This is a genomic window from Pseudomonas sp. GL-RE-29 (genome assembly GCF_019947275.1).
Taxonomy (GTDB): domain Bacteria; phylum Pseudomonadota; class Gammaproteobacteria; order Pseudomonadales; family Pseudomonadaceae; genus Aquipseudomonas; species Aquipseudomonas fluorescens_A.
The window spans coordinates 1-18993 of record NZ_JAGYGD010000007.1 but is presented as its reverse complement, the minus strand read 5'-3'; the positions used below and the strand labels follow the sequence as shown (position 1 = coordinate 18993).

Here is an 18993-nt window from a genome sequence, read left to right as displayed (position 1 = left end):
TAAACTGCGCCTTTGCGACCCTATATGTCGCATTGCCGTAAACCCGGGAAAAACCGGGGTTTGCGCTATAAGAAGTTGTCGCTTGGCGGCAAGGCCGGGCTGAAAACTGTCCTTACAATCCCCCCATCGCTCGCCAGTTTCAGGCGAGTGTTCCTTTTCAGGAGACTCCGATGTCCGTTGAGCACGCTGCGGTACAACGCGCCGATTTCGACCAGGTAATGGTTCCCAACTACGCGCCTGCCGCTTTCATTCCAGTGCGTGGCGCCGGTTCCCGCGTTTGGGACCAGTCCGGTCGCGAGCTGATCGACTTCGCCGGCGGGATTGCCGTAAACGTATTGGGCCACGCGCATCCGGCGCTGGTCGGTGCCTTGACCGAGCAAGCGAACAAGCTGTGGCATGTGTCCAACGTGTTCACCAATGAGCCGGCCCTGCGCCTGGCACATAAGTTGGTCGACGCCACTTTTGCTGAGCGTGTGTTCTTCTGTAACTCTGGCGCCGAAGCCAACGAGGCGGCCTTCAAGCTGGCCCGGCGTGTGGCTTTCGATCGTTTCGGCAGTGAAAAGTACGAAATCATTGCCGCGCTGAACAGCTTCCACGGTCGCACCTTGTTCACCGTGAACGTCGGTGGCCAGTCGAAGTACTCCGACGGCTTCGGTCCTAAAATTACCGGTATCACCCACGTTCCTTACAACGATCTGGCCGCTTTGAAAGCCGCCGTTTCCGACAAGACCTGTGCCGTGGTGCTCGAACCGATCCAGGGTGAGGGCGGCGTGCTGCCGGCCGAGCTGGCCTACCTGCAAGGTGCCCGCGAACTGTGCGACGCGAACAATGCGCTACTGGTGTTCGATGAAGTTCAAACCGGTATGGGCCGCAGCGGCAAGCTGTTTGCCTACCAGCATTACGGCGTGACCCCGGACATCCTGACCAGCGCCAAGAGCCTGGGCGGTGGTTTCCCGATCGCAGCCATGCTGACCACCGAAGACCTGGCCAAACACCTTGTCGTCGGCACCCACGGCACCACCTACGGCGGCAACCCGCTGGCGTGTGCTGTCGCGGAAGCCGTGATCGACGTGATCAACACCCCTGAAGTGCTTGCCGGCGTCAACGCCAAGCACGACAAGTTCAAGGCTCGCCTTGAGCAAATCGGTGAGAAGTACGGCCTGTTCACGCAAGTGCGTGGCCTGGGTCTGTTGATTGGTTGTGTGCTGAGCGATGCCTGGAAAGGTAAGGCCAAGGACATCTTCAACGCCGCTGAAAAAGAAGGCCTGATGATTCTGCAAGCCGGCCCGGACGTGGTGCGTTTCGCCCCGAGCCTGGTGGTGGAAGACGCCGATATCGATGCCGGTCTGGACCGTTTCGAACGCGCCGCAGCAAAACTGACGCAAGCCTGATAGACCCTTCGACGCCTGACCTTTCAGGCGTCGAACCTAATTTTTATGCCGGACCAGTCCTGACGCACCCCCCCCCTGTAGGAGCCGGCTTGCTGGCGATGAGGCCCGAAAGCCTTGCGGCGATCAAACGATCGCCATCGCCAGCAAGCCGGCTCCTACAAAGGCGTTTCAGGACGAACCCGGTATTTTTTCCCTGTCGACCAAACGGGTCGACCTGTTCTTGATTAAGGAGTGACACCATGCTGGTGATGCGCCCCGCGCAAATGGCTGATCTGGGCGAGGTACAGCGTCTGGCTGCGGACAGCCCGATTGGTGTCACTTCCTTGCCGGATGACGTTGAACGCCTGAGCGACAAGATCGCCGCGAGCGAAGCCTCGTTCGCCGCTGAAGTCAGCTTCAACGGTGAAGAGAGCTATTTCTTCGTCTTGGAAGACACCGCCACCGGCAAACTCGCCGGTTGCTCGGCGATCGTCGCGTCGGCCGGTTACTCCGAGCCGTTCTACAGCTTCCGCAACGAAACCTTCGTGCACGCCTCCCGCGAGCTGAAGATTCACAACAAGATCCACGTACTCTCGCAGTGCCACGACCTGACCGGCAACAGCTTGCTGACCAGTTTCTACGTGCAGCGCGAGCTGGTGGGTTCGCCTTGGGCGGAACTCAATTCCCGAGGCCGTTTGCTGTTCGTCGCCAGCCATCCGGAGCGTTTCGCCGATTCCGTGGTAACCGAGATCGTCGGTTACAGCGACGAAAATGGCGACTCGCCGTTCTGGGATGCCATCGGCCGCAACTTCTTCGACCTCAACTACGCTGAAGCCGAGCGCCTGTGCGGCCTGAAGAGCCGGACGTTCCTCGCCGAACTGATGCCGCATTACCCGATCTATGTGCCGCTGCTGCCGGACTCCGCGCAAGAAGCGATGGGCCAGGTTCACCCTCGGGCGCAGATCACCTTCGACATCCTGATGCGCGAAGGCTTCGAGACCGATCACTACATCGACATTTTCGACGGCGGTCCGACCCTGCATGCCCGTGTCTCGGGGATCCGTTCGATCGCCCAGAGCCGTGTGGTGCCGGTGAAAATCGGTGAGCCGGTCAAAGGTGCCGGTCGTCAATACCTGGTGGCAAACGCCCAGTTGCAGGATTACCGCGCGGTATTGCTCGAACTGGATTACGCACCGGGCAAACCCGTAACCCTGGATCTGGAAGCGGCCGAAGCCCTGGGCGTCGGTGAAGGTGCCAGCGTGCGCCTGGTGGCGGTTTAACGCCTGCTACTATGCCTATAAAGAATGAATGCTTAGTAAAGCAGCGAGTTTCACGGGTGGCGTTAGCGGCCCGTTTGAGGAGATAGCATGATCGTTCGTCCCGTACGCAGCAGCGATTTACCCGCTCTGATCGACCTGGCCCGCAGCACCGGCACCGGCCTGACCACCTTGCCGGCCAACGAAGAACGTCTGGCCCATCGGGTCGGCTGGGCCGAGAAGACTTTCCGCGGCGAAGCCGGGCGGGGCGATGCGGACTATCTGTTCGTGCTCGAAGACGACGATGGTCGCGTGGTGGGCATTTCCGCCATCGCTGGCGCCGTTGGCCTGCGTGAGCCTTGGTACAACTTCCGCGTCGGTCTGACGGTCAGCGCTTCGCAAGAGCTGAACATCTATCGCGAAATTCCAACGCTGTTCCTGGCCAACGACCTGACTGGCAACTCGGAACTGTGCTCGCTGTTCCTCCATGCCGACTACCGCACTGGCCTCAACGGCCGCATGCTGTCCAAGGCGCGGATGCTATTTATCGCCGAGTTCCCGCAGTTGTTCGGCAACAAGATCATTGCCGAGATGCGCGGTGTCTCCGACGAAGCCGGGCGCTCGCCGTTCTGGGAAAGCCTGGGCCGACACTTCTTCAAAATGGAGTTCAGCCAGGCCGACTATCTGACCGGCGTGGGCAACAAGGCGTTCATCGCCGAGCTGATGCCGAAATTCCCGCTGTACACCTGCTTCCTGTCGCCCGACGCGCGCAACGTGATCGGTCAGGTTCACCCGGACACCGAGCCGGCGCTGTCGATGCTCAAGAGCGAAGGTTTCAGCTATCAGGGCTACGTCGACATCTTCGACGCCGGCCCGGCCATCGAATGCGAAACCGGCAAAATCCGCGCGGTGCGCGACAGCCAGGCACTGGTGCTGGCCATCGGCACGCCGGGTGACGACGCCACGCCGTTCATCATTCACAACCGCAAGCGCGAAGACTGCCGGATCACCGCTGCACCGGCACGCTTCGCCGCCGGCACGCTGGTGGTCGATCCGCTGACGGCCAAACGTCTTCAACTCAACGCCGGCGACCAAGTGCGCGCCGTTCCGTTGTCCGCTGCACGGGAGTCGAAATAATGAAGTCGCTATACATTGCAGGTGAATGGCTGGCCGGGCAGGGCGAAGTCTTCGAGTCGCTGAACCCGGTGACCCAGCAAGTGCTGTGGTCCGGCGCCGGCGCCACCACTGAACAAGTTGAATCTGCCGTGCAAGCGGCGCGTCAGGCGTTCCCGGACTGGGCTCGTCGGACGCTGGAAGAACGCATCTCGGTGCTGGAAGCCTTTGCCGCCGCATTGAAGAACAAGGCTGACGAACTGGCGCGCACCATCGGTGAGGAAACCGGCAAACCCCTGTGGGAATCGGCGACCGAAGTCACCAGTATGGTCAACAAGATTGCGATCTCGGTGCAGAGCTACCGCGAGCGTACCGGCGAGAAGAGCGGCCCGCTGGGCGACGCCACCGCCGTTTTGCGTCACAAGCCGCATGGCGTGGTCGCAGTGTTCGGTCCTTACAATTTCCCAGGCCACTTGCCGAACGGTCACATCGTCCCGGCGTTGCTGGCCGGTAACAGTGTGCTGTTCAAGCCTAGCGAATTGACCCCGAAAGTCGCCGAGTTGACGGTCAAGTGCTGGATCGAAGCCGGTTTGCCGGCTGGCGTGTTGAACCTGCTGCAAGGCGCTCGCGAAACCGGTATTGCCCTGGCGGCGAACCCGGGCATCGACGGTCTGTTCTTCACTGGCTCCAGCCGCACCGGCAATCATCTGCACCAGCAATTCGCCGGTCGTCCGGACAAGATCCTCGCGCTGGAAATGGGTGGTAACAACCCGCTGGTGGTCGATCAGGTCGCTGATCTCGATGCCGCCGTGTACACCATTATTCAGTCGGCCTTCATTTCTGCCGGCCAGCGTTGCACTTGTGCGCGCCGTCTGCTGGTGCCGCAGGGCGCTTGGGGCGACTCGCTGCTGGCGCGCCTGGTGGCAGTGAGCTCGACCATTGAAGTCGGTGCTTTCGACCAGCAACCGGCGCCGTTCATGGGCTCGGTGATTTCCCTCGGCGCGGCGAAAGCGTTGATGGAAGCTCAGGAACATCTGTTGGCGAATGGCGCTGTGGCGCTGTTGGAAATGACTCAGCCTCAGGCGCAAGCCGCCTTGCTGACCCCCGGCATTCTGGATGTGTCTGCTGTGGCCGAGCGCCCGGACGAAGAGCTGTTCGGCCCGTTGCTGCAAGTGATCCGCTACGCTGATTTTGAAGCGGCCATCGCTGAGGCCAACGACACCGCCTATGGCTTGGCTGCTGGTCTGCTCTCGGACTCCGAAGCGCGCTACCAGCAGTTCTGGCTGGAAAGCCGCGCCGGTATCGTCAACTGGAACAAGCAACTGACCGGCGCCGCGAGCAGCGCGCCATTCGGCGGCGTCGGTGCTTCGGGTAACCATCGCGCGAGCGCCTACTACGCGGCGGACTACTGCGCGTACCCGGTGGCCTCGCTGGAAACGCCGAGCCTGGTGTTGCCAGCCACCCTCACGCCTGGCGTGAAAATGGCGTGATGCCCAATCGCGGGCAAGCCCGCTCCCACAAGGACCGCGTCGCACACAAAACGTGTGAACACTGCTGAACCTGTGGGAGCGGGCTTGCCCGCGATGGCCACCCCTCGGTCGTACTGAACAGTTACTTGATGCCTATAAAAAACAGATTCTCGTGGAGCCTCGCTGATGAAATCCTATGAAGTCAATTTTGACGGTCTAGTGGGGCCGACCCATAACTACGGCGGCCTGTCCTACGGCAACGTCGCGTCCCAGAGCAACAGCCAGCAGTCTTCCAACCCGAAGGAAGCCGCGCTGCAAGGCCTGGCAAAAATGAAAGCGCTGACCGACATGGGCTTTCAACAAGGTGTTCTGGCACCGCAGGAACGCCCGGACGTGGCGGCCCTGCGTCGCCTGGGCTTCAGCGGTACCGACGCCCAGGTGATCGAGCGTGCTGCCAAAGAAGCCATGCCATTGCTGGTTGCCAGTTGCTCGGCATCGAGCATGTGGGTAGCCAACGCCGCCACCGTCAGCCCGAGCGCCGACACCGCGGATGGCCGCGTGCATTTCACCGCCGCCAACCTCAACTGCAAATATCACCGCAGCATCGAGCACCCGACCACCAGTCGCGTGCTGGGCGCGATGTTCGCCGACCAGAAACACTTCGCTCACCACGCCGCTCTGCCGGCCGTGGCGCAGTTCGGTGACGAAGGCGCGGCCAACCACACGCGTTTCTGCCGAGAATACGGTGAAGCCGGCGTTGAGTTTTTCGTCTTCGGTCGCAGTGCTTTCGACACCCGCTACCCGGCACCGCAAAAGTACCCGGCACGCCAGACCCTCGAAGCGTCCCAGGCCGTTGCCCGTTTGCACGGTTTGAGTGATGACGGCGTGGTCTACGCCCAGCAGAATCCGTCGGTGATCGATCAGGGCGTGTTCCACAACGATGTGATCGCGGTGGGTAACGGCGAAGTGTTGTTCTATCACGAGGACGCTTTCCTCGAGACTGAGCAGATGCTCGCTGAATTGCAGAGCAAACTCGCGAAAGTCGGTGGGAAATTTCAGTCTGTCTGCGTACCGCGTTCCGCGGTCACCGTCGAAGACGCGGTTCGGTCCTACTTGTTCAATAGCCAATTGCTGTCGCGTCCTGATGGCACCATGCTGTTGATCGTGCCGGAAGAATGCCGTGGCAACGAGCGCGTCTGGCAATACTTGCAGGGTTTGACCAGCTCCGGCGGCCTGATCCGCGAAGTCAAAGTTTTCGATCTCAAGCAGAGCATGCAGAACGGTGGTGGTCCTGCTTGCCTGCGACTGCGCGTCGCGCTCAACGAAACCGAACTGGCGGCGGTCAATCCAGGGGTTATCATGACGGCACCGTTGTATGGCACGTTGACCGAATGGGTCGACAAGCACTACCGCGACCGCATGACCGAAAACGATCTCGCGGACCCGCAATTGCTGCTTGAGTGCCGGACGGCACTGGATGAACTGACGCAAATCCTTAAACTGGGCGCGGTTTATCCATTCCAGATCAATTGATCGACGGCGCGTTGTTGTGCACGACAGCGCGCTGCTTCATCTCAAACGAGAGCGTAAAAACATGAGCGATACCCTGCAGCTGATCCTTGAAGACACCGACGGCACGCAACTGGAAACGTCCTGCACCCGCGTCGCGGTCATGTGGCAAGGCAAAGAGCTGTGGATCCAGCAGGACGGCCGCGGCCAGTTGCTGATCGGCGTGGACGTCGAAGAAGGTGACGCCGAATACGCCAACCTGCTGTTACGCCCACTGGCGACTAATCTGGTAAGTCTGCAACTGGAAATGGAACCGGCGGAAATCGGTGACGACGAGGACCACGTCCACGGCCCGGATTGCAATCACGACCATTAAGGAAACCGCTCTATGCTCGCCCTCGGCAAACTGCTTGAACTAACCCTCGCCGGCCGCGAACCGGCGGAGAAGACTCAACTGACTGTCGAAGGCGTGCGCATGCGCTGGTTGAGCGAAGGTGCGCTGGAAGTCCGGCCACCTGAAGCTCGCGACAATGGCCTGGACCTGCTGCTATCGGCCGGCATCCACGGCAACGAAACAGCGCCGATCGAGTTGCTCGATCGCCTGTTGCACGACATCGCCCGCGGCGACTTGAAACCGCGTACACGCATTCTGTTCCTGTTCGGCAACCCGGAAGCGATTCGCAAGGGCGAGCGTTTCGTCGAGCAGGACGTCAATCGGCTGTTCAATGGCCGTCACGAACAAAGCAGCGGCTCCGAAGCCTTGCGCGCTTGTGAACTGGAGCGCCTGGCCGCCAGTTTCTTCAGCCTGCCGGACCGCCAGCGACTGCACTACGACCTGCACACCGCAATTCGCGGTTCGAAAATCGAACAGTTCGCGTTGTATCCGTGGAAGGAAGGTCGTCAGCACTCTCGCCAAGAACTGGCTCGTCTGCGCGCCGCCGGTATGGAGGCGGTGCTGCTGCAGAACAAGCCGTCCATCGTTTTCAGTTCCTACACCTACGACAAGCTTGGGGCCGAGGCCTTCACACTGGAACTGGGCAAGGCACGGCCGTTCGGGCACAACGATGGTGTCAACGTGTCCCTGCTGGAAACCCGCCTCAAACAGATTATCGAGGGCTCCGAGCCGGAGCTGACTGAAGAAGCTCTCGATGGGCTGCAGCTGTTTAGCGTGGCCCGGGAAATCATCAAGCACAGTGACAGCTTCCGCCTGAATCTGCCGGCGGACATTGAAAACTTTTCGGAGTTGGAAGTGGGCTATCTGCTGGCCGAGGACATCGCCCAGACCCGTTGGATCATCGAGGAGGAGGGCGCCCGGATCATCTTCCCGAACCCCAAAGTGAAGAACGGCCTGCGCGCCGGCATCCTGATCGTGCCGACCACCGACGAAAACCTGGCCTGAAAACAAACACTAAAACCTGGCCTGAAACCAACAACTGTAGGAGCTGCCGCAGGCTGCGATCTTTTGATCTTGTTTTTGTAGATCAAAAGATCGCAGCCTCGTTGCACTCGTCAGCTCCTACAGGTTCGGTGTTTAGACGGCTACCGCACGTGGCTCAGTGCGACGCAGCGCGCGAATCTTGCTCAGCGTATCCGCGCAGGTCTTCGCCGCTTCCTGACCTTTGTGCACGAAATGCTCGAAGAAGAACTTCTGGTGTTCTTCGCCAGCGTGGAAGTGGTGCGGGGTCAGGGATACCGAGAACACCGGCACTTCGGTTTCCAGCTGAACCTGCATCAGGCCGCTGACCACCGACTGGGCGACGAATTCGTGACGGTAGATCCCGCCGTCCACCACCAGGGCTGCGGCGACGATGCCGGCATAACGACCGGTCTTGGCCAGCAACTTGGCGTGCAGGGGCATTTCAAAGGCGCCGCCGACTTCGAAAAAGTCGATGTCGGACTCGTGATAACCCTGGGCAATCATTTCGCTGATGAAACCCTTACGGCTCTGATCAACGATTTCCTTGTGCCAGCAGGCCTGGATGAACGCTACGCGCTCGCCTTGATGGTGTTTGCTTTTGCTATCGATTGCGGTGGGTTGCATGTTCTGACTCCTGTTTGTGTGAAAAACAGGGCGTTATGAATCGAATGGGATTTAAGGGTACGCACGCTCGCACGAGTGCCTGCGGACGGCCCTTTGGCGCCAATCCCGTTCTCTCTTCATCCGGACTATGACCGTCGGCCCCGGGATCACACCGGGTCTGCTGACCTTGCCGCCAGTCACCGCCGAAGCCGTGCTGTCACCAAGCGCTCGCGGGCTATGCGCATTGCGCGCAATTACCGCCGGTGGGGAGTTACACCCCGCCCTGAGAACGTTTTGCCGCCAGAATGTTTGGCGGCGCAGCGTTTTTAACACATATTTCTCACCTGTGCATTGCTGCTATCTGATGATTGCTATCGACTTTTTCGTCGGTTCAATACGCCTTTTCCTACCCAAGGGTTGAATATTCGTCGGCATGACCGCAGTAATTCCTCTCTGAAAGGGATTTTCCCCTGCTAACCGAGGCCAGATTCATGAGTGTTATCGATCTTCGAAGCGACACCGTCACCCAACCTACCGCTGGCATGCTCGACGCGATGGCTTCTGCCGCCACCGGTGACGACGTTTATGGCGAAGATCCGACGGTCAATCGTCTGGAAGCGGAACTGGCGAAAAGGCTGGGTTTCGCTGCGGCGCTATTCGTTCCTACCGGCACCATGAGCAATCTGCTTGGTTTGATGGCCCATTGCGAGCGCGGTGACGAATACATCGTGGGTCAGCAGGCGCACACCTATAAGTACGAAGGCGGCGGTGCGGCCGTGCTCGGCTCGATCCAGCCGCAGCCGCTGGAAGTGCAGGCCGATGGCTCGCTCGACCTGGCGCAGGTCGCCGCCGCGATCAAACCGGACGATTTCCACTTCGCGCGTACACGGTTGCTGGCGCTGGAAAACACCATGCAGGGCAAAGTCTTGCCGCTGGAATATCTGGCCCGGGCGCGCAATTTTACTCGTGAGCACGGACTGCAACTGCACTTGGATGGCGCTCGGCTGTACAACGCGGCGGTTAAGCTCGGGGTTGATGCCCGAGAAATTGCACAACATTTCGACTCGGTCTCGGTCTGCCTGTCCAAAGGCCTGGGCGCGCCGGTCGGTTCGGTGTTGTGCGGTTCGGCGGAGTTGATCGGCAAGGCGCGACGCCTGCGCAAAATGGTCGGCGGCGGGATGCGTCAGGCCGGGATTCTGGCGGCGGCGGGTCTGTACGCACTGGACAACAACGTTCAGCGTCTGGCCGACGATCACGCCAACGCGCAATTGCTGGCCGAAGGCCTGCGCGCGGCAGGTTATGAAGTCGAGCCGGTGCAGACCAACATGGTCTACGTGACCATGGGCGGCAAGGCCGAAGCACTCAAGTCTTTCGCCGCCGAACGCGGGATCAAGCTCAGTGCTGCCGCGCGTCTGCGGATGGTCACGCACATGGACGTCAGCCGTGGGCAAATCGAGCAGGTCGTCGCGACATTCGTCGACTTTTCCCGCAAGTGATAGGGTTAGCGGTCCAATTGACTGTTTCTATCGTATAAACACGCTGTACCCCGCGCGCAGGGCCGATATAATGCGGCCCTTTGCCGTCGCTTCGTCTGTTGACGTTTCGAACAGGCCTTTGGCCGCAGCCTCCGTGGAAGAACCTAATGAAAAGCGCAGAAATCCGTGAAGCCTTCCTTCGCTTCTTCGAAGAGCAAGGCCACACCCGTGTAGCCTCCAGCTCTTTGATTCCGGGCAACGACCCAACCCTGCTGTTCACTAACGCGGGGATGAACCAGTTCAAGGACTGCTTCCTGGGCCAGGAAAAACGTGCGTACACCCGCGCGACCAGCAGCCAGAAATGCGTGCGTGCCGGTGGCAAGAACAGCGACCTGGAAAACGTCGGTTATACCGCTCGCCACCACACCTTCTTCGAGATGCTGGGTAACTTCAGCTTCGGTGACTATTTCAAGCACGATGCGATTACCTTCGCCTGGACCTTCCTGACTGGCGTTCTGAAACTGCCGAAGGAAAAACTCTGGGTCACCGTCTATGCCTCCGACGACGAAGCGTATGACATCTGGACCAAAGAGATCGGTGTGCCGGTCGAGCGTATGATTCGCATCGGTGACAACAAAGGCGCGCCTTACGCCTCCGACAACTTCTGGACCATGGGCGATACCGGTCCTTGCGGCCCATGCACCGAGATTTTCTACGACCACGGCGACCACATCTGGGGCGGCCCACCGGGCTCGCCGGAAGAAGATGGCGACCGTTATATCGAGATCTGGAACAACGTGTTCATGCAGTTCAACCGCACCGCCGATGGCGTGTTGCATCCGCTGCCAGCACCGTCGGTCGACACCGGCATGGGCCTGGAGCGGATCAGTGCGGTAATGCAGCACGTCAACTCCAACTACGAAATCGACCTGTTCAAGAACCTGCTGAGCGCGTCGGCCGAGGCGATCGGCTGCGAAAATGGCGATCAGTCTTCGCTGAAAGTGGTGTCCGACCACATCCGTTCGTGCGGTTTCCTGATCGCTGACGGCGTGCTGCCGTCCAACGAAGGTCGCGGTTACGTACTACGCCGGATCATCCGTCGCGCCTGCCGTCACGGTAACAAGCTGGGCGCCACTGGCAGCTTCTTCTACAAGATCGTCGCGGCACTGGTCGCCGAGATGGGCGAAGCCTTCCCGGAACTGAAAAAGCAGCAGAGCAACATCGAGCGCGTGCTCAAGGCCGAAGAAGAGCAGTTCTCCAAGACCCTGGAGCACGGCCTGAAGATTCTCGAGCAGGACCTGCTGGAACTCAAAGGCACCGTGGTGCCGGGCGACGTGGTGTTCAAACTCTACGACACCTACGGTTTCCCGATGGACCTGACCGCCGACATTGCACGCGAGCGCAACCTGACCGTCGACGAAGTCGGTTTCGAGCGTGAGATGGAAGCCCAGCGTGTTCGCGCGCGTTCGGCCAGCTCGTTCGGTCTGGACTACAACACGCTGGTCAAGGTTGATGTGGCCACCGAGTTCACCGGTTATGCAGACACCAGCGGTTCGGCGAAAATTGTCGCTATCTATAAAGATGGCCAGTCGGTCGACGTCTTGAATGAAGGCGAAGAGGCGGTGATCGTTCTCAACCAGACGCCGTTCTACGCTGAATCCGGCGGCCAGATCGGCGACTGCGGTTTTCTCCAGGCGGGCAACGCGCGTTTCGATGTACGTGACACCACCAAAACCGGCGGTGCGTTCCTGCACCATGGCGTGCTGGATTCCGGCAGCCTGACCATCGGCGCTCCAGTGGAAACCCACGTGGATGCCGAGGTGCGTCACGCGACTTCGTTGAACCATTCGGCCACCCACTTGCTGCACGCAGCATTGCGTCAGGTATTGGGCGAGCACGTTCAGCAGAAAGGTTCGTTGGTTGATAGCCAGCGCCTGCGCTTCGACTTCAGCCACTTCGAGGCGATCAAGCCTGAACAGCTGAAGGCCCTGGAAGACATCGTCAACGCCGAGATCCGCAAGAACTCCGCCGTTGAAACCGAAGAAACAGACATCGAAACCGCCAAGCAGAAAGGCGCCATGGCGCTGTTCGGCGAGAAGTACGGCGACAACGTACGCGTGTTGAGCATGGGCGGCGATTTCTCAGTCGAACTGTGCGGCGGTATCCACGCCAACCGTACCGGCGACATAGGCCTGCTGAAAATCATCAGCGAAGGCGGTGTGGCGTCGGGTGTGCGTCGTATCGAGGCAGTCACCGGTGCTGCGGCACTGGCCTACTTGAACGCTGCGGAAGAACAACTCAAGGAAGCGGCCAACCTGGTCAAGGGCAGCCGCGATAACCTGATCGACAAGCTGTCGGCTGTGCTGGAGCGCAACCGTCTGCTGGAGAAGCAGCTCGAGCAGTTGCAGGCCAAGGCAGCCAGCGCGGCGGGCGATGATCTGTCGGCTTCCGCTCTGGATGTCAAAGGCGTGAAGGTACTGTCCGTGCGTCTCGACGGTCAGGACGGCAAGGCGCTGCTGGCGCTGGTCGATCAGCTGAAAAACAAACTCGGCCGCGCAGTGATCCTGCTCGGCAGTGTCCATGAGGAAAAGGTCGTTCTGGTTGCAGGCGTAACCAAAGACCTGACTGGCCAACTCAAAGCCGGTGATTTGATGAAGCAAGCCGCTGCGGCAGTGGGCGGGAAGGGCGGTGGTCGTCCAGACATGGCGCAAGGCGGCGGTACCGACGCTGGCGCACTGGATGCAGCACTGGCGCTGACCGTTCCATTTGTAGAGCAGGGTTTATAAGGCAGTGCTTGCGGCTCGCAGTCTAGTGGCGGGCCGCAACGCTGTTTGAGTGATTATTTGGGCGCCCTTCATGGGCAGAGGCGGCTTTGAAATGGCTTTGATCGTACAGAAATTTGGAGGCACCTCGGTCGGCACTGTCGAGAGAATCGAGCAGGTCGCCGACAAGGTTAAGAAATTCCGCGATGCCGGCGATGACCTGGTGGTTGTGCTGTCTGCAATGAGCGGCGAAACCAACCGTCTGATCGATCTGGCCAAGCAAATCAGTGGTGACGGCCAACCGGTTCCCCGTGAGCTGGATGTGATCGTATCCACCGGTGAGCAGGTGACGATTGCCCTGTTGGCCATGGCGCTGATCAAGCGCGGTGTGCCAGCAGTGTCCTACACCGGCAACCAGGTACGGATTCTGACGGATAGCGCGCACAATAAAGCGCGTATCTTGCAGATTGATGACCAGAAGATTCGTGGTGATCTGAAGGCCGGTCGCGTGGTGGTTGTCGCTGGTTTCCAGGGCGTCGACGAACACGGCAACATCACCACCCTCGGTCGTGGCGGTTCCGACACTACCGGCGTGGCGCTGGCGGCAGCCTTGAAGGCTGACGAGTGCCAGATCTACACCGACGTCGACGGTGTCTACACCACCGACCCGCGTGTGGTGTCCGTGGCTCAGCGCCTGGACAAGATCACCTTCGAAGAGATGCTGGAAATGGCCAGCCTCGGTTCCAAGGTGTTGCAGATCCGTGCGGTGGAATTCGCCGGCAAGTACAACGTTCCGCTGCGCGTACTGCACAGCTTCAAGGAGGGTCCGGGCACCCTCATTACTATCGATGAAGAGGAAACCATGGAACAGCCGATCATTTCCGGTATCGCTTTCAACCGCGATGAAGCCAAGCTGACCATCCGTGGCGTGCCAGACATCCCGGGCGTTGCCTTCAAGATTCTCGGTCCGATCAGCGCCGCGAACATCGAAGTCGACATGATCGTGCAGAACGTCGCGCACGATAACACCACCGACTTCACCTTTACCGTGCACCGCAATGACTACCAGGCGGCACAGACCGTGCTGGAAAACACTGCTCGCGAGATCGGTGCCCGTGAAGTCGTTGGCGACACCAAGATCGCCAAGGTTTCGATCGTCGGCGTTGGCATGCGCTCTCACGCAGGCGTAGCCAGCCGCATGTTCGAATCCCTGGCGAAGGAAAGCATCAACATCCAGATGATCTCGACTTCGGAAATCAAAGTCTCCGTAGTGATCGAAGAGAAGTACCTGGAGCTGGCTGTGCGCGCCCTGCACACGGCTTTCGAACTGGACGCGCCTTCCCGCCAGGGTGAGTGATGCGTTTGCCAAAAGGCGCGGTTTGACCGCGCCTTTTGTTTTTTTGAATGGCGCGACCCCGAAGCTGTTCTTTTGCTCGCGCTGGTCAATACTCAGGCATGTAGGCCGCGACCGATTTGGGTTGTAGGTCGAGTGCCTATTTTTTTGCAGACTGTTGTCCCTGAAATGTAAGGCGTGAGGAGAAAGGTATGTTGATTCTGACTCGTCGGTGCGCAGAAAGCCTGATTATTGGTGATGGCGAAATCACCGTGACCGTGCTCGGCGTCAAAGGAAATCAAGTGCGTATTGGTGTCAACGCCCCGAAAGAGGTCGCGGTCCACCGTGAGGAAATCTACCTGCGTATCAAGAAAGAGAAGGACGAAGAACCAAGCCATTAATTTTTATCGTTTTTTATGTTTGCAAACGGGGAAAAGGTTGGTTAAGATACGCCCCGTGTTGCGGAGAGCTGGCCGAGTGGCCGAAGGCGCTCCCCTGCTAAGGGAGTACACCTCAAAAGGGTGTCGGGGGTTCGAATCCCCCGTTCTCCGCCATTATTTGCGTAGTACGTTGTAATCTGGCTTCTTCGGTAAGTTGTTGAAATTACTAGAAAAAGTGTTTGACATAGAGATTAGACGGCCTATAATGCGCGGCAACAAATGCACTCGTAGCTCAGCTGGATAGAGTACTCGGCTACGAACCGAGCGGTCACAGGTTCGAATCCTGTCGAGTGCACCATTTAAGAGTTGTTTGCAGTAATGTGAATGACTTGGCTCCAACCAGTTGTGATCTGGTATAAAAACACAAATGCACTCGTAGCTCAGCTGGATAGAGTACTCGGCTACGAACCGAGCGGTCACAGGTTCGAATCCTGTCGAGTGCACCATACAACAGAAAGCCCGCATTTAATGCGGGCTTTTTGCCGTCTGGGATTTGGCTTTTCCTTTCGTGCATCCTCTCTCATCGAACTCGATCTGCGCGCTGCGACCTCGCTTGGTTTCGTAGCGGTAACTCGTGGACGAATTCCGAATACTGATCTTGTCAGGTTTGCCCAGGGCGCTTACGACGTCCTGCTGGCTCATTCCGGCCACAACTCGCCGATTGATGATCGCTTCGCGCCGCTCTTTGGCGCTGATTAAGTTTCCGCATCCATCTTCTGGCTCTCCGACGATTGTCAGATCGCGGTTTTTGATTTTAATGCCTGATGTTTCACGGTAGTTGGCTTCTGGCATGAGTGCGGTGGCGGTGCTGGGCAGGTAGGTGTGCACTTCCTGGTTGGAAAGGGTGTCACCAACGGCGCAGCTCAGCGTCGTAAAGGTAATGCGCCCGTCAGGTGCCTCGCAGCGGTGGATGGTGGTGGCTGGTGCCGCAAACGCCAGGCCGGGCAGGGTGATTAGCAAGAAGCGGAAAATTTTCGGTGGCATTCGACGTCCTCCATGACGGCTCGAATCAAGGGTAGCTGCTACATTTTCAGTTGCCGGTGTGTTTTCTTTTCAGGATGAGTCGTCGCAGTTTCAAGGATCAGAGCGGCGCTCAAGTTTGTCTCGCAAGCGCTTGTTTCAGCCGCGATTTTTTAACATTTAAAACCGTCAGGCGGTGTATCATTGCGCCCGTCAGCCCCGCCGGGGCTTGTGGAATACCTCCATGGACTTACCCAGTAGTTACTCAGTAAACCGTTTTTCCAATCATGAATTGACTGATTGATCCTTCCGGCGTGTTCCACTGCTGGGAGTGGAGTTCGCCTATGTCTGAAGTAGAAGTAAAGAAAACGCAGGAAAGCTTGCAGGACCGCCTCGCTCAAGTTGTTGAGCTGTTGCAGCGTCAGCGAGTGGTTGAAGACCTGACTCACCGCCAGGAAGGCCCGCATCACGATCGGGTCGAGAACCTGGTTCACCGGCAAAACCTCGTCGAGCTGCAACGCAAGCTCGACGATCTGCACTCCGCCGACGTCGCCTACATTCTTGAAGCCTTGCCGCTGGACGATCGTCTGACGCTCTGGCAATTGGTAAAGGCTGATCGCGACGGCGACATCCTGCTCGAAGTATCTGACTCCGTTCGAGAAACCCTGATCGCCGACATGGACGATCATGAGCTCCTGGCCGCGGCCAAGGACATGGATGCCGACGAACTTGCTGACCTGGCTTCCGAGCTGCCGCGAGACGTCGTCCATGAGCTGATGGAGACGCTGGATAACCAGCAGCGTGAACGCGTTCGTTCGGCTCTGTCCTACGACGAGGAGCAAGTCGGTGCACTGATGGACTTCGAGATGGTAACCATCCGCGAGGATGTCAGTCTCGAAGTGGTTCTGCGTTATCTGCGACGCCTCAAGGAATTGCCGGGCCATACCGACAAGTTGTTTGTGGTCGATTACGACGGCGTCCTCAAGGGCGTGTTGCCAATCAAGCGTTTGCTCGTCAACGACCCTGATAAGCAGGTATCTGAAGTCATGGCGAGCGATCCGGTGAGTTTTCACCCGGATGAAGATGCGTACGATGCAGCCCAGGCGTTCGAGCGTTATGACTTGATTTCGGCGCCGGTGGTGGACAAGAACGGCAAGCTGATCGGTCGTCTGACTATCGATGAAATGGTCGACCTGATTCGTGAAGAGAGTGAGAACGAAGTTCTCAACATGGCTGGTCTGCGCGAAGAGGAGGATATTTTTGCGTCGGTGTGGAAGTCCCTGCGTAACCGTTGGGCCTGGTTGGCGGTGAATCTGATTACTGCATTTGTTGCATCTCGCGTGATTGGCCTGTTCGAAGGCTCTATCGAGAAGCTGGTGGCGCTTGCGGCGTTGATGCCTATTGTGGCGGGGATCGGTGGTAATTCCGGTAACCAGACGATAACGATGATCGTTAGGGCTATGGCGCTGGACCAGGTGAGTACGGGCAATACTTCGCGGCTGATGCGCAAGGAGTTGGCTGTAGCGCTGATTAATGGCGTGGTCTGGGGTGGTGTGATCGGCGTTGTCGCCTATCTGCTTTATGGTAGTTGGTCTTTGGGGGTTGTGATGACGGCCGCCATGACGCTCAACTTGTTGCTTGCGGCGTTGATGGGAGTATTGATCCCCATGACTCTGGCGCGGCTTGGTCGCGATCCTGCCATGGGAGCCAGCGTGATGATTACGGCTATGACTGACAGTGGTGGCTTCTTTATCTTCCTTGGTCTGGCAACAATCTTCCTGCTCTGAATCGTTTATTTTAAGACCCGCCTATTGGCGGGTTTTTTTATGCGCGAAATTCAGGCAAAAAAAAGCCAGCGATTAAGCTGGCTTGGGTTTTTTTTGCGTGACTCAGGAGGCGTCTGCGGCCATTTCAGCGTCATGGGCAATCAGCGAAACGAGAGCGTTTTGCTGGCGATGGGAAAGTTGGCGGAAGCGTTGCAACAGTTCGCGCTCGTGCAAAGAAAGCTCTGGGCTATCCAGGCGCATGCTCAGCTCTTCGCCCAGCGCACCTTCCTGAATAAGGCTCTGCTCAAGGCGTGCGATGATTTCAGAGTTCATGCTGCGATGATGATTGCGAGCCACCTCGGCAATGCGTTCACGCATTCCGTCTGGCAGACGTACGACGAACTTGTCAGCCGTACGGCTGGAATAAATTGCCTGTTTCAATGGGCGCATATATTTAACCGGTTAGTTCAGGGGAGCGGTTCTCGGGATTGGCCGCAGGATGTCTGATAGGACAAGCCCTCTGGCCAAATGTTCAACCTGAATTGAAGAGGCTGGCATGATGCCTCAAAATTGCCAGATCATTGGCGCCAATTCTGTGACAAATATTGAACTGGATAAAGGCGTTATGCCAGCACCAGTTGTCAGAAATGCGGACTGGTTTTGAAAACTCGTCTGTGTCCGTATTGCTGGGCGCGTCTGCTGCCCGATCCTGGGTCTCAAAAAGCGATCAGCATGTCGTGCGAATTCAGTCACTGTTCCTTGCCTTTATAGGATAGTGGCAAATGGCCGATTTACTAGGGGGAGGCGCATGGTGGGTGCTATTTAGGATTGAAGGCAGCGATTTCAGTGATGAGAGGATCAGGGGGTGCACAGGTCTTCGTGAGCTTTTGGGTCTTTGCGGTACTTCTCAACGACTCCGGAGGAGTTTGCCTACACTTAAATCGCCCAAGGACGACATGACAAAGCGTTGCTCGCCCGTTAACATGCACGCCGTCAATTGCTTCGCGCATTCTTGCGGGCAATCTGGGTCTCAGTAGCTCAATTGGATAGAGCATCCCCCTCCTAAGGGGAAGGTTGGCAGTTCGAACCTGCCCTGGGACACCACATTCTTCGTTATTCCCCTCTCTCATATGCCTGGTAGTTATTTCTCGGGTGTTGCGTGGCTTCTTCCTACGATTGAGTCTGAGTCGGTCTCTTCTATATAGAAGAAGGGGGGTGAGGTGTTTTTATGCTTTGGCAAAGTAATTGATAGAAAACCAAAATCAGTGCTTGACGGCAGATCTCAGGTGTCTATAATTCGCCCCACTTCCGGCGCAGTCGAAACGGAAAACTCCTTGGTAAACAACGAGTTACGCAGTTTTCGGCAGCAGGTTGCTTCAGGTCATCGAAGCCAAAAGGAAGTTGAAAAAGAGGTGTTGACAGCAGCGTGTAACGCTGTAGAATTCGCCTCCCGCTGACGAGAGATCGAAAGCGCAAGTGGTTGAAGTTGTTAAGGATTCCTTGAAAACTTCTGAAAATAA

Annotated in this window: 15 protein-coding genes, 4 tRNA genes and 1 riboswitch; of the genes, 16 read left to right on the top strand and 3 right to left on the bottom strand. The window is 58.2% G+C overall.

Translation table 11 applies throughout. The annotated features are described in order from the left end of the window. Nucleotides 1-170 precede the first annotated feature (170 nt). From KGB21_RS08135 to astE, 7 genes are all read left to right on the top strand, one after another. Entirely contained in the window at nucleotides 171-1391 is a 1221-nt protein-coding gene (locus KGB21_RS08135; protein WP_223504652.1) for an aspartate aminotransferase family protein, read from the top strand. A 239-nt stretch (nucleotides 1392-1630) separates the two neighbouring features. Next, complete coding sequence (gene aruF / locus KGB21_RS08130; RefSeq protein WP_008033116.1) at nucleotides 1631-2650, top strand: arginine/ornithine succinyltransferase subunit alpha; 1020 nt, start codon at nucleotides 1631-1633, stop codon at nucleotides 2648-2650. 87 nt (nucleotides 2651-2737) lie between these two features. Continuing rightward, a complete protein-coding gene (astA, locus tag KGB21_RS08125; protein WP_034151459.1) occupies nucleotides 2738-3763 on the top strand; it encodes an arginine N-succinyltransferase in 1026 nt (341 codons plus the stop codon). Then, nucleotides 3760-5229 (top strand): succinylglutamate-semialdehyde dehydrogenase, encoded by a 1470-nt coding sequence (gene astD, locus KGB21_RS08120; protein ID WP_172668719.1) that lies wholly within the window; start codon nucleotides 3760-3762, stop codon nucleotides 5227-5229. Before astA ends, astD begins: the two co-directional genes overlap by 4 nt. A 165-nt stretch (nucleotides 5230-5394) precedes the next feature. After that, complete coding sequence (astB, locus tag KGB21_RS08115) at nucleotides 5395-6741, top strand: N-succinylarginine dihydrolase (protein ID WP_223504650.1); 1347 nt, start codon at nucleotides 5395-5397, stop codon at nucleotides 6739-6741. Between the two features lie 61 nt (nucleotides 6742-6802). Next, on the top strand, nucleotides 6803-7093 hold the full coding sequence (locus tag KGB21_RS08110; protein WP_034151456.1) for a hypothetical protein: 291 nt from the start codon (nucleotides 6803-6805) through the stop codon (nucleotides 7091-7093). Between the two features lie 12 nt (nucleotides 7094-7105). Continuing rightward, nucleotides 7106-8116, top strand: coding sequence for a succinylglutamate desuccinylase (astE, locus tag KGB21_RS08105; protein WP_034151455.1), 1011 nt, complete (start codon nucleotides 7106-7108; stop codon nucleotides 8114-8116). 132 nt (nucleotides 8117-8248) lie between these two features. On the opposite strand, the gene KGB21_RS08100 is transcribed toward astE, so the two are convergent. After that, nucleotides 8249-8758 (bottom strand): 6,7-dimethyl-8-ribityllumazine synthase, encoded by a 510-nt coding sequence (locus KGB21_RS08100; RefSeq protein ID WP_034151454.1) that lies wholly within the window; start codon nucleotides 8756-8758, stop codon nucleotides 8249-8251. A gap of 103 nt (nucleotides 8759-8861) precedes the next feature. After that, a riboswitch (FMN riboswitch) is annotated at nucleotides 8862-9032 on the bottom strand. A gap of 196 nt (nucleotides 9033-9228) precedes the next feature. On the opposite strand from KGB21_RS08100, the gene ltaE reads away from it, so the two are divergent. From ltaE to KGB21_RS08065, 7 genes are all read left to right on the top strand, one after another. Further along, nucleotides 9229-10233, top strand: coding sequence for a low-specificity L-threonine aldolase (gene ltaE / locus KGB21_RS08095; RefSeq protein WP_223504648.1), 1005 nt, complete (start codon nucleotides 9229-9231; stop codon nucleotides 10231-10233). Nucleotides 10234-10379: 146 nt separating this feature from the next. Further along, nucleotides 10380-12998, top strand: a complete 2619-nt coding sequence (gene alaS, locus KGB21_RS08090) for an alanine--tRNA ligase (protein ID WP_223504646.1) — start codon at nucleotides 10380-10382, stop codon at nucleotides 12996-12998. A gap of 91 nt (nucleotides 12999-13089) precedes the next feature. Continuing rightward, complete coding sequence (locus tag KGB21_RS08085; protein WP_034151451.1) at nucleotides 13090-14331, top strand: aspartate kinase; 1242 nt, start codon at nucleotides 13090-13092, stop codon at nucleotides 14329-14331. Between the two features lie 188 nt (nucleotides 14332-14519). Further along, entirely contained in the window at nucleotides 14520-14708 is a 189-nt protein-coding gene (gene csrA, locus KGB21_RS08080; protein WP_002554426.1) for a carbon storage regulator CsrA, read from the top strand. A gap of 62 nt (nucleotides 14709-14770) precedes the next feature. Next, nucleotides 14771-14861, top strand: a tRNA-Ser gene (locus KGB21_RS08075). Nucleotides 14862-14968: 107 nt separating this feature from the next. Continuing rightward, nucleotides 14969-15045 (top strand) — tRNA-Arg (locus tag KGB21_RS08070). A 71-nt stretch (nucleotides 15046-15116) separates the two neighbouring features. After that, a tRNA-Arg gene (locus KGB21_RS08065) sits at nucleotides 15117-15193 on the top strand. 19 nt (nucleotides 15194-15212) lie between these two features. On the opposite strand, the gene KGB21_RS08060 is transcribed toward KGB21_RS08065, so the two are convergent. Beyond that, a complete protein-coding gene (locus KGB21_RS08060; RefSeq protein ID WP_223504644.1) occupies nucleotides 15213-15731 on the bottom strand; it encodes a cell envelope protein SmpA in 519 nt (172 codons plus the stop codon). A 320-nt stretch (nucleotides 15732-16051) separates the two neighbouring features. Here KGB21_RS08060 and mgtE point away from each other — a divergent pair, with 320 nt between their 5' ends. After that, nucleotides 16052-17494 (top strand): magnesium transporter, encoded by a 1443-nt coding sequence (gene mgtE, locus KGB21_RS08055; protein WP_034151449.1) that lies wholly within the window; start codon nucleotides 16052-16054, stop codon nucleotides 17492-17494. Between the two features lie 102 nt (nucleotides 17495-17596). Here the strand turns inward: mgtE and KGB21_RS08050 are convergent, their stop codons facing one another. After that, entirely contained in the window at nucleotides 17597-17923 is a 327-nt protein-coding gene (locus tag KGB21_RS08050; RefSeq protein WP_003178899.1) for an Arc family DNA-binding protein, read from the bottom strand. Nucleotides 17924-18500: 577 nt separating this feature from the next. Here KGB21_RS08050 and KGB21_RS08045 point away from each other — a divergent pair. Next, nucleotides 18501-18577 (top strand) — tRNA-Arg (locus KGB21_RS08045). Nucleotides 18578-18993 lie beyond the last annotated feature (416 nt).